This window comes from Streptomyces sp. NBC_01426 (assembly GCF_036231985.1).
Classification (GTDB): domain Bacteria; phylum Actinomycetota; class Actinomycetes; order Streptomycetales; family Streptomycetaceae; genus Streptomyces.
In genome coordinates this window covers 419,142-434,402 of sequence record NZ_CP109501.1, presented here as the reverse complement: position 1 = coordinate 434,402, position 15,261 = coordinate 419,142, and the positions used below count along the sequence as shown (strand labels likewise).

The window sequence follows — 15,261 nt, the reverse complement described above, 5'->3', positions numbered from 1 at the left end:
CCCCCGATGACAGCGGCCGGGCGGGAGCCGGGCGAGGAGAGTGCCGTGATGAGGAGAACGCGTACATGACCAAGGCTGCCGGGCTGCCCGCCCACCTGGCCCACCCCTTCAGCCCCGCCGGTCGGGTCGACCCGTACCCGGCGTACGCATGGCTGCAGGCCCGCGACCCCGTACACCGCGACCCGGTGACCGGCATGTGGCTGGTCACCGGGCATGCCGACTGCGCGGCCCTCCTCAAGGACCCGAAGTTCTCCGCGGCCTCGGGGCAGCGCGAGCGGTCCCGGGAAGACGACCTGCCGGTGTCCATGCTGACCACGGACGGCTTCGACCACACCCGGCTGCGCGCCCCCGGCGCCCTGCTGCTGGGCCCGGCCGCCCTGGCGTCCGTGGCCGACGCGATCGCCGCCGACGCCGACGCCCTGCTCGACCGGGCCGTGGAGCGCGGCACGCCCGTCGACGCCGTGGAGGAGTTGGGCGCGCCGCTGGCCACCGCCGTGCTGGCACGGCTGTTCGGCCTGTCCGAAGACGGGCAGGAGACGCTGGCCGCACTGGCCCGTGCCGCGTCCGTCAACCTCGATCCGCTCGCCCCGCCGCACATCGCGCGCCTGGGCCGCGCCGCCATGGGCGAGCTGACCCGGTTCCTCGACGCCCACACCGACCGGGCGGACCCGCACTGCCCGCTCGGCCGGCTCGCCGCCGACACCCGGCTGACCCGGCAGGAGATGCTCGGCGTCCTCGGCCTGGCCGTCGTGGGAGGCTGGCAGCCGCTGGCCGAGGCTGTCGGCAACGCCCTGTACTGGCTGCTGCCGCGCCCCGGGGTGCGCGCCGCCCTGCGCCTCGCCGGCCAGGACGCGGCCGAGACCGCCGTCGACGAGCTGCTGCGCCTCGAAGCGCCGATCCCCTTCACCGCCCGCGTCACCGTCCACGACGCCGAACTTCCCGGCGGGCGCATCCCGGCCGGGCAGCGGGTCCTCGCGGTGCTCGCCGCCGCCAACCGGGACCCCGCCGTCTTCGCCGACCCCGACCGCCTGGTGTGGGACCGGCGGCCCAACCCGCACCTCGCCTTCGGCGGCGGCCCGCACTTCTGCCTGGCCGCCCGCCTGGTCAAGCAGTCCGGCGCGGTGCTGCTCGCCAGGATCGTCCGCCGCTTCCCCGAGGCCGTCATCGCCGGCCCGGACCCGCGCTGGGCGCCGTCCCTGATCCCGCGCCGCCTCACCGCTCTCCCCGTCGACCTGGGCACGGACGTACGGGACGCGGACGTACGGGACGCGGCCGGGCTGGAGGGCGCACATGCCTGAGGTGGTGGTGATCGGAGCCGGGGTCGCCGGACTGGCCTGTGCCCAGCGTCTGGCGCAGGCCGGCGTCGACGCCCTCGTCCTGGAGGCCCGGCCCCGAATCGGCGGCCGTGTCCGCACGTTCCGCCCGGCCGACGGCGGCCCGGCACTCGAACTCGGCGCGCAGGTCGTACACGGCGACCGAAACCCGGCCCACACCGTCCTCGGCCCGCTGCCCGCCGCGCCCCGCCCGTCGGCGGCGTACGTCGTGACCGGGCGCGTCGCCCGCCCGATGGGCGTCCTCGCCCGCGGCGCGAACCCGCCGTGGCTGCTGGAGGGCAGGCTCGCCGGCTACGCCCCGGCCCCCGGCGGCCCCGACGGCGGGCTCAGCGTCGGCGGCTGGCTGGCGGCGAGCGGCGCCGCGCCCGCCGAGGCGGCCACGGCCCGCGAGTGGCTGCGCCAGACCTGGGCCGCGGACCCCGACCGGCTCGACGCCGCCGGGGTGGCGGCCGCGGTGCGCCAGGACGGCGGCGGCCACGGTGAGTTCACCGTGCCCGGCGGTCTGGACCTGCTGCCCCACACCCTCGCCGAAGGGCTGGACGTGCGCACCGGCACCCCCGTCCGCCGGATCGCGGCCGACCCCGAAGGCGGCGTGCACATCGTCACCGGTGAGGGCGAACTCACCGCGGACCGGGCGGTCCTCGCCGTACCACCCGCCGTGGTCGCCGGCGGTCTGCTCGCCGTCGACGGGCTCGGCCCGGAGAAGACCGCCGCCGCGAGGACGCTCGTACCCGGCGACGGCTTCTGCGCCGTGGTGACCCTGACCGGCCCGGCTCCCGAAACGGCCGCCGTGTTCGACGCGGACGGCGTCGGCGGGTTCGTCTCCTGCCGGCAGGGCCGCCCCGAGGTGCTGATCGTCGCCAAGGCCGCCGCGGCCGCGTGCGTCCGGGAGGCGGCCGGGTCCGCGGTCCACCTCGTCGGGCTGCTGGCCGTGGCGCTGCCGTGGACCAGGGGCGTGGCGGTCGTGGACGTCGAGACCGCCGACTGGGCCGCCGACCCGTACAGCGGCGGGGCGTTCTGCGCGCCGGGACCCGGCACGGACCGGGCGGCCCGGGACTGGGCCCGTCCCCTGCACGGGCCGGGCGGGCGGCTGTTCTTCGCGGGGGAGGCCGCCGTGACCGGGCGGGCACTGCCGTGGCTACAGGGCGCGTACGCCGACGGTCGGCGCGCCGCACAGGAAGTTCTGGAGGCGGGGAAGCGATGTCCTTGAACGTCCATTCGGGGTGGTACCTGGCCGCCTTCGCGTCCGAACTGGACGGCGAGGTGGTGCCGTTGGACATCGGCGGGCGCCGTCTGGTGGCCGTGCGCACGGAAGGCCGGCTCCGCGTCCACGACGCCGACTGCCCGCACCGCGGCGCCCATCTCGGCCACGGCGGCCGGGTGGAGGGCGGCTGCCTGGTGTGCCCCTTCCACGGGCGGCGCATCCGGCTGGGGCAGCCCTCGGGTGAGGGCGGCCGGCCCTGGGTGCGCGAGCACGAGGTCGTCGAATGCGGCGACGCCGTCTTCGTGCGCCTCACCGACGGGCCGGACGACGACCGCGGCTTGCGCACCGTACTGAAGGAGCTGGCCGACTCGATGCCGCTGGTCAAGGCGGTGGAGCGGCCAGTGGCCGCGGCCGCGGACCTCATCGTCGAGAACGCCTTCGACACCGACCACTTCACGGCGCTGCACAAAGTCCACCGGATCCGCGGCATGAGGCATTCCACCGGTGTACACGGCGAGTTGGTGATGGACGGGGAGTTCCCGATGTCGGCCTCGCCCTGGGCCGGCCGCGGTGCGGCGGCGCAGCCGTACGTTCCGCGCTTCCACGCGCGTGCGTACAGCCCCGGTGTCGTCGTCACCGAGTTCGGGCCCGCCGACGAGGTGCACGTCATCGTCACCGGCGCCGTGCCCGACGGGCGCGGGGGCTGTGTCGCCCGGGTCGCCGTCGGCGTGCGCGAAGGCCGCGAGAACCAGCTGCCCATGCTGGTCGCCGGCAGCGAGCGGGCCCTCGCCGAGGACATCACCGTCTGGGAGCACCTCAACCCGCGGGTGACGCCCCGCTACGACGCGGCCGACGCGGCCGTCGTCGCGTACCGGGAGTTCTGCGCGGGCTTCGCCGAACTCGGCGACGGGGAGGCATCGTGACAGAGCCCGGGACGGCGACCGGCGCCGATCACCCTGGGGGCCGCATCGGCGGGTCCGGCGGCGACGACGGGCGCCACGTCTCCTGCGAGCCGCTGCCCGGCGAGCGGGAGGGCGCGTACGACGGGCTGCGCACCCTGACCTACGGCAGCGGCCCCACCGTGCTGTGGGTGCACGGCTACACCATGGACGCCACCCTGTGGCGGCCCTTGTGGCGGTTGCTCCCCGGGCTGCGCCACGTCGGCGTGGACCTGCCGGGGCACGGCGGCTCCGAGGCGCTGCGCTCCGGGCTGACCATGCCGGAACTCGCCGCACGTGTCATGGGGTTGGCCCGTGAGCAGGAGGCCCGGCGGTGGGTGGGCCTGTCCTTCGGGTCGACCGTCGCGCTGGAGATGGCGCTCGCGTACCCGGGCGAGGTCGACCGCCTCGTCGTGGGCGCGCCGACCCCGGCCGGCGGACCGCCCGACCCGGCGGCCCGCAAGCGGTACATCGAGATGCTGATGTTGCGCCGGATGCGCGGGGCGGAGGCGGCCGAGCTGTTGGCCGATCTGTGGATGGCGGCGCCGCCGGACATCTTCCGGGGCACCGAGGCCCATCCGGTGCTCCGCGCCGAGCTGCGGTCCGTCGTGGCCCGCCACTCCTGGGCCGAGTTGGACAGCGGGGCGATGGCGGGGCTCAGCGCGCACGTGCACTCCGGGGAGGACCTGGCGCGGATCACGGCCTGTACGTTCGCACTGACCGGCAGCGCCGACATGCCCGTATTCCACGACAATGCCGCTTTGTTGTCCCGGGTGGTGCCCCGCTGTCGCATCCATGTGGTTTCCGGCGCGGGTCATTTGCCCTTTCTCGAACAGCCGTGGGCTGTGGCGCCGCTGCTGCTGGAGCACCTGTTGGCCTGTTAGTCACTTAATGGGCCTGTCGATGCCCGTATAAAGTGATCAAGGGAAGCAAATCGGGGGGCGAGGGACATGCCGATATTCACGCTTGAGTTCTTTGGGATGATCCTCCAAGTAATGGGGCTGGTGGAGGAGTCTGACCTCGCCTTTCACTTCGGCCGACATCTGCTCGAGGAACGGGCGGAGCCGGTACGGACCGCGTTGAGCCTGCATTTCGCCTCGCACACCGGGGTGGGTCAGGTAGGGCGTGAGGTGCGCGTGCTCGATGGCGAGGGGCGCGTGCTACGCCGCTGGGCCTACCACGGCATAGGCGGAATCCCGCCAGTTTTGCCGCCCTTCGCCGTCATGGAGCACCCGTACGCGGTCGCCCAGGCCGCCGTGCTCGCCAAGGGCGCCGGCGTGGTCGCGCTGGTCGGCGGCATCGGTTCGCCGCGAAACTCCGTGGCGCTCGCCCTGGGCGCACGCGGGTGGCGCATGGTTTCCGGCCAATACCTGGTCGTCGACCGCGTCACCGGGGAGACACTGCCCTACCAGCTGCCCCTCGAACTGCGGGGCCCCGCCCTGGAGGCCGCCCGGGCCGCCGGCCTCACCGACGGCTCCGGCAGCGACGTACGAACGGTCTGTTCGCCCCTGACGGGCCCGTCCGTCATGGTCCGCCCGGAGCGGCTGATCACCACGGCGGACATCCGCGAACGGCTCGGCCCGGCCACACTGGTCCGGCTCTGCAGCACGGGCGCGCAGCGATCCCGGCTGGAGGACTGGAACTTCGCCGCCTCGGTGTGGCCCCCGGACGCCTCGTCGGACCCCGCCTTCGCGACCACCCCCCGCATGCGCCTCCTGCTGCCCGAATCGGGCGCCGCCGAAGAGGCCGCCGACCTGCTCGACGGACGACTGACCGCGACCACCCCGAAGGGAACCGCGCCGTGCCCCGCCGCACCTCCTACGTTGACGGAACTCCTTGCTGGATCGACCACGTAGGCGTCGACCCCACCGGGGCCAAGGACTTCTACGCGGCCCTCTTCGGCTGGGAGTTCCGGCCCGAGGGCGGCCGGGGCTACCACCTGGTGCTGCTCGGCGGCGAGATCGTCGGCGGCCTCGGACCGAGCCCGGCCGGACCTCGCTTCGGCTCCGCCTGGACCGTGTACCTCGCGGCGAAGGACCTCGACGCCGCGGGACGCCGGGCCGAACAGCACGGCGCCCACGTGGTGGTGGCGGGCGTCCCGGCCGGCGGCAACGGCCGCCTCAGCCTCGCCGTCGACCCCCTGGGCGCGGCGTTCGGGCTGTGGCAGGGCGCCCACGACGAGGGCGTGGTGGTCGTCGACGAGGCCGGCGCGCTGACCGGCGCCGCCCTGCACACGCCGCGGCCGGGTGAGTCGGGCGACTTCTACCGGGAGGTCTGCGGCGCCCGGCCGGAGACCGAGGAGGCGGTGGAGGCGGCGGACGCACGCTGGGTGCCGCGGTTCGGGGTGGCCGACACCGACGCCTTCGAGTACCTCGCCCGCGCGGCGGGCGCCCGTGTCCTCGCCCCGGGACTGCTGAGCGATCCCTGGGGAGCGGTGTTCGGCGTGACGGACGACTTCGGCACCGCCTGAGGGCCGGCTCCGGAACCGCCCCTCACCGGCCGCCTCTCGCCGATCGCCCATTACGCAGTCCGCCGGATACGTAATCCCGCGCTGCGCATCGCCTCCTGTTCATTCGCGCCGCCCGTCGTGCGAAGGTCGATTCGGCCGAAGAAATCCGATGCGAAACATCCGCTGTGAAGAATTCCCGCGCTCGCGCGTGACGCATGGAATGCGGTGGAATTCCGTCGGGGGAACGGGAAGGGCGAAAGCGATGGCATCCGAGATCGTGGTCATGGGTGGTGGGCCGGCCGGCTCCATTGCCGCGGCGCTGCTGGCCCGCCAGGGCGCGCGCGTGAGACTGCTGGAGCGTGCCCATTTCCCGCGCTACCACATCGGGGAATCCGTGGCGACGTCCTGCCGGTCCATCATCGAGTTGGCCGGCGCGCTGGAGAAGGTGGAAGAACGCGGCTATCAGGTCAAGGAAGGCCTGTTGCTGCGCTGGGGCGCCGAGCGCGACTGGGTCGTCGACTGGCCCGAGATCTTCGGCACCAACGCCCAGACCTCCTGGCAGGTCGACCGCGCGGACTTCGACGACGTCCTGCTGCGCCACGCCGCGTCCCAGGGCGTCGAGGTCGTCGAGGGGGCCCAGGCCCGCAAGGTGCTCTTCGAGGACGGCCGCGCGGCGGGCGTCGAGTGGACCCACGAGGGCCGGGAGCACACCACCCGCGCCGACCACGTGATCGACGCGACCGGCCGGGCCGGCCTGTTGTCGGTGCGCCACCTCGACAACCGCACACCCCACGACGTGTTCCGCAACGTGGCCGTCTGGGGCTACTACCAGGGCGGCACGCTGCTGCCGCGCACCCCCCGCGGCGGCATCAACGTCATCTCCGCCCCCGAGGGCTGGTACTGGGTCATCCCGCTCAAGGACGACGTGTACAGCGTCGGCTTCGTGACCCACCAGGACCACTTCCTCAAGCGCAAGCAGGGCCATCCGGCGGGCGCGGCGGGCATGGAGTCCCTGTTCCTGGACGCCGTACAGGAGTCGGAGACCGTGCGCGAGCTGGTGGCGGGCGGCACGTTCCAGCACGACGTGCGCGTCGAGCAGGACTTCTCGTACACGGCGGACAGCTTCTGCGGGCCCGGCTACTTCCTCGCCGGCGACTCCGCGTGCTTCCTGGACCCGCTGCTGTCGACCGGCGTCCACCTCGGCATGTACAGCGGCATGCTCGCGGCCGCGTCGATCACGGCGGTGGACGCGGGCGAGGTGACCGAGGACGAGGCGCTGTCCTTCTACGAGGCGCTCTATCGCAACGCGTACGCCCGCATGTTCTCGATGGTGGCCGGGTTCTACGAGCAGTACCGCGGCCAGTCCACGTACTTCTGGCTTGCCCAGCGCCTCGCCCGCGGCCGCCACCCCGAGCTGATGGCCCGCCGGGAGGGCCCGGCCCCGATGCGCTCCGCGCCGGACAGCGAGGCGTTCGCGGCGCTCACCGCCGGGGTCCTGGACCTCGACGACGCGCAGCGGGCGGGTGGCGCCGGGCCGCTGCCCGCCGAGGTCCTGGCCGACCGGATGTCCGGGCAGCACGACATCGGCGGCCACGACACGGCGACGGGGCTGTACCTGACGACCACTCCCCGGCTGGGCATAGGCCGGTCCGGGCGGTCCGCGGAGGCGGCGCGCGCCTGACCGCCGGGGCGGGCCGCCCCTGACCCGCGGTCCGGGCCGCCCCTGCCCCTCGGGGCGGGCGCGGTGGGCGGGGCCCGGCGGCTCCGCCCACCGCCCTTGGTCACACCGGCAGTTCCTCGCCGATCGCGCCCGCCAGCTCGTGCCGGCTGTGAATGCCGAGCTTGCGGTAGATGCGGCCCAGATGGGTGTCGACGGTGCGCTTGCTGAGGAACAGCTTCTCCGCGACTTCCAGGCTGGAGCTGCCCCGCACCACCAGCTCGGCCACCCGCTGCTCCGCCGGGCTCAGCAGTGTGCGCTCGCGCACCGGTTCGCGCCCTGGCTCGCGACCCGGCCGGGGCCCCGCCTCGCGCACCGACTGGGGCCGCGGCGCCGCGCCCCGCTGCCGGGGCGCGCCGTCCAGGATCGTGGCCGAGGCGGACTCTTCGCCCAGGGCCCGGTACGAGGCGGCCGCCTGGGCCCGCCAGGTCACGCAGCCGGGGTGGGTGATGCCGCGCAGCGCGAGCCGGTGGCCGCAGTCGAGGAACAGGCGTACGGCGGTGGTGTGGTCGCCGAGGGCCGCGGCGACCGTGCCGTGTGCCTGGAGGGACAGCGCCTTGATGAACGGGTGGGCGTCCCCGGCCGCCGGTTCGGCGGTCAGCAGGACGGCCGCTTCGGCGGCCCGGCCCAGGCCCACGAGGGCGCGGGCCGCGGCCGCGGCGGCCGCGCCGGCCAGGGCGGGGGCGTTCAGCCGGCGGGCGAGGTGCAGCGCGGCCTCGGCGTCGGTGTGCGCGTCGGTGTGCTCGTCCCGGCGGAGGCGGACCTCGCTGCGTACGAGGTGGGCGAGGAGGGTGGTGGCGAGGTCGTCCGATGCGCGCGACGTGCTGATCAGCCGGTCGGCGAGGGCCGCGGCCCCGTCGAGGTCGCCGGTCCAGGTCAGGGCCAGGGCGGCGCCCACCGGGCCGGCAGCCGACCCGGGCGCCGTCCCCTCCGGTGCGTCGGCCGGGCCGGCCGCGACCCGCAGGGCCATCCGGCGCGCGGTGCCGAGCCGGCCGCCGGCGGCGGCGGCCGCGGCGAGCGCCCCGGCGAAGACGTGCGCGGCCGGGTCCCCGGGGTCGGCGGCGGCGAGGCGGGCCGCCCGGCGCAGACCGGAGCGGTGCCCGGTGAGCAGGGTCTGTGCGGTCAGCCGCAGCAGGTGTTCGCGCGGCGGTGCGGGCAGGGCCGCCAGTTCGCCGCAGACCCGGACGAACGGCCGGGCGCCTTCGATGCGGGAGACGAGCGCGGGGGAGGCGAGTCGGGCCAGGGCCTCGGCGCGCCGGACCGGACCCAGCGGGCTGTCGGCCGCGGCCGCGGCCTGCCGGGCGCAGGCGTCGAGGTCTCGGTGGAGTTCGACGGCGCCGAGCCGCATCGTCAGGTCAAGAAACGATTCTTCACGTTCCCGGGCCTCCTTCGCCGCGCTCTCGTCGCCGTCCGCCCCGGGCACGCCGCGCTGCTCCAACAGGGTGAGCGCGCGCCGCAGGTAGCGGGCCGCGGACTCGCGGTCGCCGACCCCGGAGGCCTGGATGCCCGCGCCGCGCAGCACGTCGATCCCCCAGTCGCAGCCCGCCAGGATCAGTTGGTCCGCGGTCTGCCGGGCCGGGGCGCCGAGCCGTGCCAGTACGGCCGCGGCGCGCCCGTGCAGCAGCAGCCGCTCGTGCGCCGACACCCGGGCGAGGACCGCGGGCCGGACCGCCGTGTGCGTGAAGCGGCCGGGCGCCCCGGCTTCCAGGAGCCCGGCCCGTACGAGCGTTTCGCGGGCCTGCTGGTCGTGCACCTCGCCGTGCTTGGAGAGCGCGGCGCACACGGCCGGGTCGGTGTCGGGGCCCAGGACGGCCAGCTGCGTGAGCAGTTCACTCGCGCACGGGTCGTCCTCGTCGAGCCAGGCCAGCACGGTCTCCGAGACGGCCTGCGCCCCGATCGGCAGCACCTGCTCGGGGTCGGGCGAGCCGGGCGGCACGTGGGTGCGGCGCAGCCGGGTCACCAGGTCGTGCAGCACGAGCGGGTTTCCGTGCGCGAGGGTGTGGCAGAGCGCTGCCAGCTCCTGGTCGACAGGGCTGTCAAAGGCGCGGTCGACCAGCTCGGTCGTACAGGTCGGACACAGCGGCTCCGGCCACAGCCGCAGCAGGTACGGCAGCGGGCCGAGTTGCTCCGCCACCTGTGCCGCGGCCGAGGCGGGCAGCGTGGCCACCATCAGCACCGGCAGGTCGTCGAGCCGCCGGGCGATGTACGAGAACCAGCGCAGCGAGTGCGGGTCGGCGTTGGTCAGGTCGTCGACGAGGATGGCCACCGGCCGGTCGACGGCGAGGGAGCGGGTGGTCCGCAGGAGGCCCAGCAGGGCCTCGTGGGTGGGACCGGCTTCCCCGAGCCCGGGGCCGGGCGTGCCGTGGCCGCCGGCGCCGCCGAGGACCGGGTCGAACAGCTGACTCACCATGCTGTAGGGGAACTGGCTCTCGCTCGGATGGCAGCGCGCCCGCAGAACCAGGGTTTTGGGGGGGAGCAGCCGGGGCACCGCGTTCAGCAGCGCGGACTTTCCGATTCCGTGAGACCCGTGAATAGTGGCCACGGTCGGGCGTCCCAGGGCGAGTTCACCGACGGCACCCTGAAGGAGTCCCATCTCACGCTCACGGTGGTACAGATCCCCGTTGGGTGAATGCATGGGGTCAATGTTTCATTCCGCAGGGTGCAGATCAAGCCAAATGGCAGTCTGAACAGTCCAGTTGGATGAGGTTCTCGCAGAGAAACCGGATGGTCGAATTCCGCGCGCGTCGCCTCGCGCCCCGCGCGTGTCCCGGTACGTATGAAACACCGTCGGGCTACGTATTCGATGGTCCTCCTGCGTATCAGGTGAAGCATTTACCCGGGGTCGGCCCCGTGTTTGGGTTGCCGGTGTGATGCCACGTCAGGGCTGATCGCGAGAACCGAGGGGGACAGATGGAAAAGCCGCGCCTCAAGGCCCATTTCCACGTCGAGGTGGTGGAGGGCGAGCGGGTCTTCCTCTACGCGGAGGGCCAGGACTACCTGGTGCCCGGCAAGGCGGCCGCGGCTGTGCTGCCACACCTGGACGGCCGCAAGACCGTCATGGAGATCGTGCAGGCCCTCGCCGGCACGCTGCCCATCCCCGCCGTACTCGCGGCACTCACCCGCTTCGGCGCCGCCGGGCACCTGGCCGAGGGCCGGCCCGACCTGCCGGAGGCCACCCTCGCGTACTGGGACGCCCTGGGCATCGAGCCCGCCCGCACCCTCGACACCGCGCCCGTCACGGTCTCCGCGGCCGCGGGCGTCGACCCCGAGCCGGTCCTCGCGGCGCTGCGCGCGCTCGGACTGGCCGCCCGCACCGGCGACTTCGACACCGTGCCCGAAGAGGGCATCTCCGTCGTCCTCGTCGACGACTACCTCGACCCGGTCCTCGAAGCCCGCAACCAGCGCCAGTTGGCGGCGGCCAAACCGTGGCTGCTGGCCCGCACCGGTGGCATCGCGCCCTGGATCGGCCCGTTCCTCGACCCGGACCACACCGGCTGCTGGACCTGTCTGGCCCAGCGCCTGGCCGGCAATCGCCAGCTGGAGCGCTATCTGGCCGGCAAGCGCGGCGACTCCGTGCCCCGCCACCCGTCCCGCGCGGGCATCCCCGCCGGACCGCTGGCCGCCGCGGGCCTGATCGCCGCCGAGGCCGCCCGGATCGCCGCCACCGGCGAACCCGGCGCCCTGTGCGGGCAGATGGTCACCCTCGACCTCGCCACCCTCACCACCGACCGGCACCCGCTGATCCGCCAGCCCCAGTGCCGTTCCTGCGGCGACCCGACCCTGGTCGGCAACCGCAGCCCCAAGATCGTCCTGACCTCCGGCGACGCCAGTCACACCAGCGACGGCGGCTACCGCGTCAACAGCCCCGAGGCCACACTCGCCCGCCTGGAGCGGCACATCAGCCCGCACCTCGGCGCCATCACCAAGCTGGTCTCGCACACGCCCGAGTCCAACACGCTGACCTACAGCTACGCCGCGGGCCACAACTTCGCGATGGTCAACGACAGCATGGACCTGCTGCGCCGCAACCTGCGCGGCCAGAGCGGCGGCAAGGGCCGCTCCGAGATCCAGGCCAAGGTGAGCGCCGTCTGCGAGGCCATCGAGCGCTACGCCGGCGTCTGGCGCGGCGACGAGGCCGTGCGGCGCGCCGCCTACCGCGACCTCGACCCCGACACGGTCGTCCACCCCCGCAGCCTGCTGCACTTCTCCGAAGCACAGGTCGCCGGCCGCGACACCTGGAACCAGGACCCCGCCAACCGCCTGCACAAGGTGCCGGACCGGTTCCCCGAGGACGTCGCGATCGACTGGACCAGCGGCTGGTCCCTCACCCACGACGAAGAGCGTCTGATCCCGGCCGCCTACTCCTGGTACGGCCACCCGGACCTCCAGGACCACTTCTTCTGCATCGCCGACTCCAACGGCACCGCCGCCGGCAACTCCCTCGAGGAGGCGATCCTCCAGGGCCTGTGCGAGCTGACCGAGCGCGACGCCGTCGCCGTGTGGTGGTACAACCGGCTGCGCCTCCCGGCCTTCGACATGGACTCGCTCGAAGACCCGTACGTGGAGCAGCTGCGCACCTACTACGACGCCATGGACCGCGACCTGTGGATGATGGACCTCACCACCGACCTCGGCATGCCGGTGTACGTGGCCGCCTCGCGCCGCCGCCACAGCGTCGAGGACATCATGGTCGGCTTCGGCGCCCACCCGGACCCGCGCGTCGCCGCCTTCCGCGCGCTCACCGAGCTCAACCAGTTCCTGCCGATGATCGAGACCCGCGACGCCGACGGGAACACCTCCTACCTCGTCGGTGACCTGGAGACCCTGACCTGGCTGAAGACGGCCACCGTCGCCGCGGAGCCCTGGCTGCTGCCCGACCCGGAGCTGCCGGCCACCAAGGTCGGCCCGCGGGCCGGGTTCGACCTCGCCGCCCGCATCCGCGAGCAGGTCGAGCGCATCAAGGAGGCCGGCTCCGAGGTCATCGTCGTCGACCAGACGCGCCCCGACCTGGAGCTCAACGTCGTCAAGGTGATCGCCCCGGGCCTGCGCCACTTCTGGCGGCGGCTGGGTCCCGGCCGGCTCTACGAGGCTCCGGTCCGCATGGGCCGCCTCGCGGAGCCGACCCCCGAGGCCGACCTGAACACCTGGAACGTCTTCTTCTGAGCCGCCGAACCACCGAGGCAGCGGGCCTCTCCTGATTTTCCGTCACCACCGCGGGCCGGGGCACGACCCGGCCCGCGGCCTCATCAGGGCTGGAGCCATGACCAGTACGACCACACTCCCGGGCGAGGCGCCGCCGGCCTCCGCGGCGTCCGGCACGTACACCCTGACCAGCCGACTGCCCCGGGGCGGCGCCTTCCAGGACGGACAGCTCACCACCCGCTTCGGCGCCATGCGCCTGGGCGCCCTCACCCCGGGCGCCGAGGCCGCGCTGCGCGCCTTCGGCGAGGACGACCACGACGAGGCCGCGATCAGCGCGCTCATCGTGGCCCACGACGGCGAGACGGGCCTGCTGCGCTGGCACATGCTGCGCTCCCGGCTCGAAGCCGCGGGCCTGCTGGAGCATGCGGTGGCCGGGCCGGACGGCGCTCCCGTCGCCCGCCTGGTGACCGTCGGCCGCGGCGCCACCACCCTCAAGCCCGCCCCGCGCGGCCCCGTACGGCTGAGCCGGCACGCCCTGCTGTCACCCGCCGAGGGCACCCTCGCGCTGCGTGCCCCCGGCAGCCCACTGGCCGTGGAACTGGGCGCCGGCGCCGCCGCGTTGCTCCCGCTGCTGACCACCTGGACGCAAGAGGTCCCGGCCCCGCTGGTGCGGCTGCTCGCCACCGCCGGCGCGCTGGCCCCCGGCGGCCCCGACGCCGACCCGCAGGCCGAGGAGCGCGGCAGCCTCCAGTGGGACCCGGTCGACCTCGCCTTCCACGCCCGCACCCGCACACCGGCCTCCGCGCCCGGCTACGGCGGCACCTACCGGCACGCCGACCGCTTCGGCCCCGAGCCGGTCGCGGCCCCCGCCGCCGACGGGCCGCGCGTGGCACTGCCCGTGCCCGACCTCGAAGCGATCGCCGCCCGGGACCTGACCCTCACCGAGGCCATCGAGCAGCGCACCTCCACCCGCGCGCACGACCCCGAGCACCCGCTGACGCTGACCCAACTCGCCGAGCTGCTCTACCGGACCGTCCGCATCCGCGGCACGTTCACCGGCAGCGACGGCCAGGAACTCGCCGACCGCCCGCTGCCCAGCGGCGGAGCCGTGCACGAGCTGGAGGTCTACCCGCTGGTCACGCGCTGCGAGGGGCTGGAGCCGGGGCTGTACCGGTACGCGCCCGACCGGCACGAGCTGGAGTGGGTCAGCGCGCCGGGCCCGGCCACCGCGACCCTGGTCAAGGAGGCCCGCGGCGGCACGATGATGGACGGGGACCCGCAGGTCGTGCTGCTGGTGGCCGCCCGCTTCGGCCGCGTGATGTGGAAGTACGAGACGGTCGCCTACCCGCTGATCCTCAAGCACGTCGGCGTGCTCTACCAGACCGTCTACCTGGTGGCCACCGCGATGGGCCTGGCCGTGTGCGGACTCGGCGGCGGCGACACCAGCGCCTTCGCCGCAGCCACCGGCCGGGACCCGCTGCTGGAGGGCACCGTCGGCGAGCTCGTCCTGGGCAGCCGCCCGGCCGGGCCGGCCGCCACACGCACGGCCGCAGCCGCCACTGCCGCCACCGGAGCCTCCGCCGCTGCGGCCCCGGCCGCCGAGCGCGCCACCGAGCCCGCCACAGCGGGCTTCTGACCCGGCAAGGGGGGAACACCACCATGAAGTTCCGCTACCAGGCGCTGCAGCGCAAGCGGGAGCCGGACGAGCTCGACGCCGCCGTCATGCTCGCGGCCCCGCGCGGCTGGATCGCCGTCTTCGTCGTGCTCATCGTGATGGTCGGGGCCTGTGTGTGGGCGGTGCTCGCCCGGCTCGACGTCACCGTCGACGCCCCGGGCGTCCTGACCCACCCCGGCGGCACCAGCCAGGTGCAGAGCCCGTACACCGGCATGGCACAGAATCTGCTGGTCCGCCCCGCCGACGAGGTCCGCGCCGGGCAGCCCGTCGCCCGCCTCGCCGACCGGGACGGGAAGATCCAGACGATCACCAGCCCGTTCGCCGGCAAGGTCATCAGCGCCACGCTCACCACCGGCCAGTTCGTCCCGGCCGGCGCCACCGTCGCCACCGTCGAACGCACCGACCTCCCCGGCGACCGCCTCGTCGCGCTCGTCTTCGTGCCCGCCGACCGGGCCGCCCGCCTGGTGCCCGGCCGCCCCGTGGACCTGAACGTGTCGACCGCGCCCCCGGCCGTGTACGGCTTGCTGCGCGGCACGGTCACCCGTGTCGACCCGTACCCGCTGACCCGCGAGGGCCTCGCGGCGATCGCCGGCGGCGAACTGGCGGCCCAGAGCTTCCAGCAGGACCAGGCGCCGCGCCTGGTGACCGTCGACCTGATCCCCGCATCGGGCTCCGCCTCCGGCTACGCCTGGAGCTCCGCCAAGCCTCCGCCCATCCGGCTCAGCTCGCAGACCTCCGTGTCCGCCTCCATAGAGCTGCGCACCCAGTCGCCGTTCGACCTGGTGCTGGGGCGCTGACCGGC

General features: G+C 74.5%; 11 protein-coding genes. 10 read left to right on the top strand and 1 reads right to left on the bottom strand.

Annotated features, from left to right (window positions below):
• The first annotated feature begins 65 nt into the window (after positions 1–65).
• The 7 genes from OG906_RS36250 (at position 66) to OG906_RS36220 (ending at position 7,606) form a co-directional block, all read left to right on the top strand.
• Positions 66–1,298 carry a cytochrome P450 gene (locus OG906_RS36250; protein ID WP_329448542.1) on the top strand — a complete coding sequence of 411 codons (1,233 nt, stop codon included), beginning with the start codon at positions 66–68 and terminating at the stop codon, positions 1,296–1,298.
• A complete protein-coding gene (locus tag OG906_RS36245) occupies positions 1,291–2,544 on the top strand; it encodes a flavin monoamine oxidase family protein (RefSeq protein WP_329448539.1) in 1,254 nt (417 codons plus the stop codon). Before OG906_RS36250 ends, OG906_RS36245 begins: the two co-directional genes overlap by 8 nt.
• The gene (locus OG906_RS36240) at positions 2,535–3,461 is read left to right on the top strand and encodes a Rieske 2Fe-2S domain-containing protein (protein ID WP_329448537.1); all 927 of its coding nucleotides are present in this window, start codon (positions 2,535–2,537) and stop codon (positions 3,459–3,461) included. The genes OG906_RS36245 and OG906_RS36240 overlap by 10 nt, the downstream gene beginning before the upstream one ends.
• Entirely contained in the window at positions 3,458–4,360 is a 903-nt protein-coding gene (locus OG906_RS36235; protein ID WP_329448535.1) for an alpha/beta fold hydrolase, read from the top strand. The genes OG906_RS36240 and OG906_RS36235 overlap by 4 nt, the downstream gene beginning before the upstream one ends.
• A gap of 96 nt (positions 4,361–4,456) precedes the next feature.
• Positions 4,457–5,332, top strand: coding sequence for a hypothetical protein (locus OG906_RS36230; RefSeq protein WP_329448534.1), 876 nt, complete (start codon positions 4,457–4,459; stop codon positions 5,330–5,332).
• Positions 5,278–5,946 (top strand): VOC family protein, encoded by a 669-nt coding sequence (locus OG906_RS36225; protein ID WP_329448532.1) that lies wholly within the window; start codon positions 5,278–5,280, stop codon positions 5,944–5,946. Before OG906_RS36230 ends, OG906_RS36225 begins: the two co-directional genes overlap by 55 nt.
• A 241-nt stretch (positions 5,947–6,187) precedes the next feature.
• Positions 6,188–7,606 (top strand): NAD(P)/FAD-dependent oxidoreductase, encoded by a 1,419-nt coding sequence (locus OG906_RS36220; protein ID WP_329448530.1) that lies wholly within the window; start codon positions 6,188–6,190, stop codon positions 7,604–7,606.
• A gap of 100 nt (positions 7,607–7,706) precedes the next feature.
• Here the strand turns inward: OG906_RS36220 and OG906_RS36215 are convergent, their stop codons facing one another.
• Positions 7,707–10,277, bottom strand: coding sequence for an AAA family ATPase (locus tag OG906_RS36215; protein ID WP_329448528.1), 2,571 nt, complete (start codon positions 10,275–10,277; stop codon positions 7,707–7,709).
• Between the two features lie 275 nt (positions 10,278–10,552).
• On the opposite strand from OG906_RS36215, the gene OG906_RS36210 reads away from it, so the two are divergent.
• The 3 genes from OG906_RS36210 to OG906_RS36200 all read left to right on the top strand — a co-directional run bounded on the left by OG906_RS36210 (position 10,553) and on the right by OG906_RS36200 (position 15,256).
• Positions 10,553–12,805 (top strand): TOMM precursor leader peptide-binding protein, encoded by a 2,253-nt coding sequence (locus OG906_RS36210; RefSeq protein ID WP_329448527.1) that lies wholly within the window; start codon positions 10,553–10,555, stop codon positions 12,803–12,805.
• Positions 12,806–12,902: 97 nt separating this feature from the next.
• Positions 12,903–14,420 (top strand): SagB family peptide dehydrogenase, encoded by a 1,518-nt coding sequence (locus tag OG906_RS36205; RefSeq protein ID WP_329448525.1) that lies wholly within the window; start codon positions 12,903–12,905, stop codon positions 14,418–14,420.
• Positions 14,421–14,443: 23 nt separating this feature from the next.
• Entirely contained in the window at positions 14,444–15,256 is an 813-nt protein-coding gene (locus tag OG906_RS36200) for an HlyD family efflux transporter periplasmic adaptor subunit (protein WP_329448523.1), read from the top strand.
• The last annotated feature ends 5 nt before the right edge of the window (positions 15,257–15,261 follow it).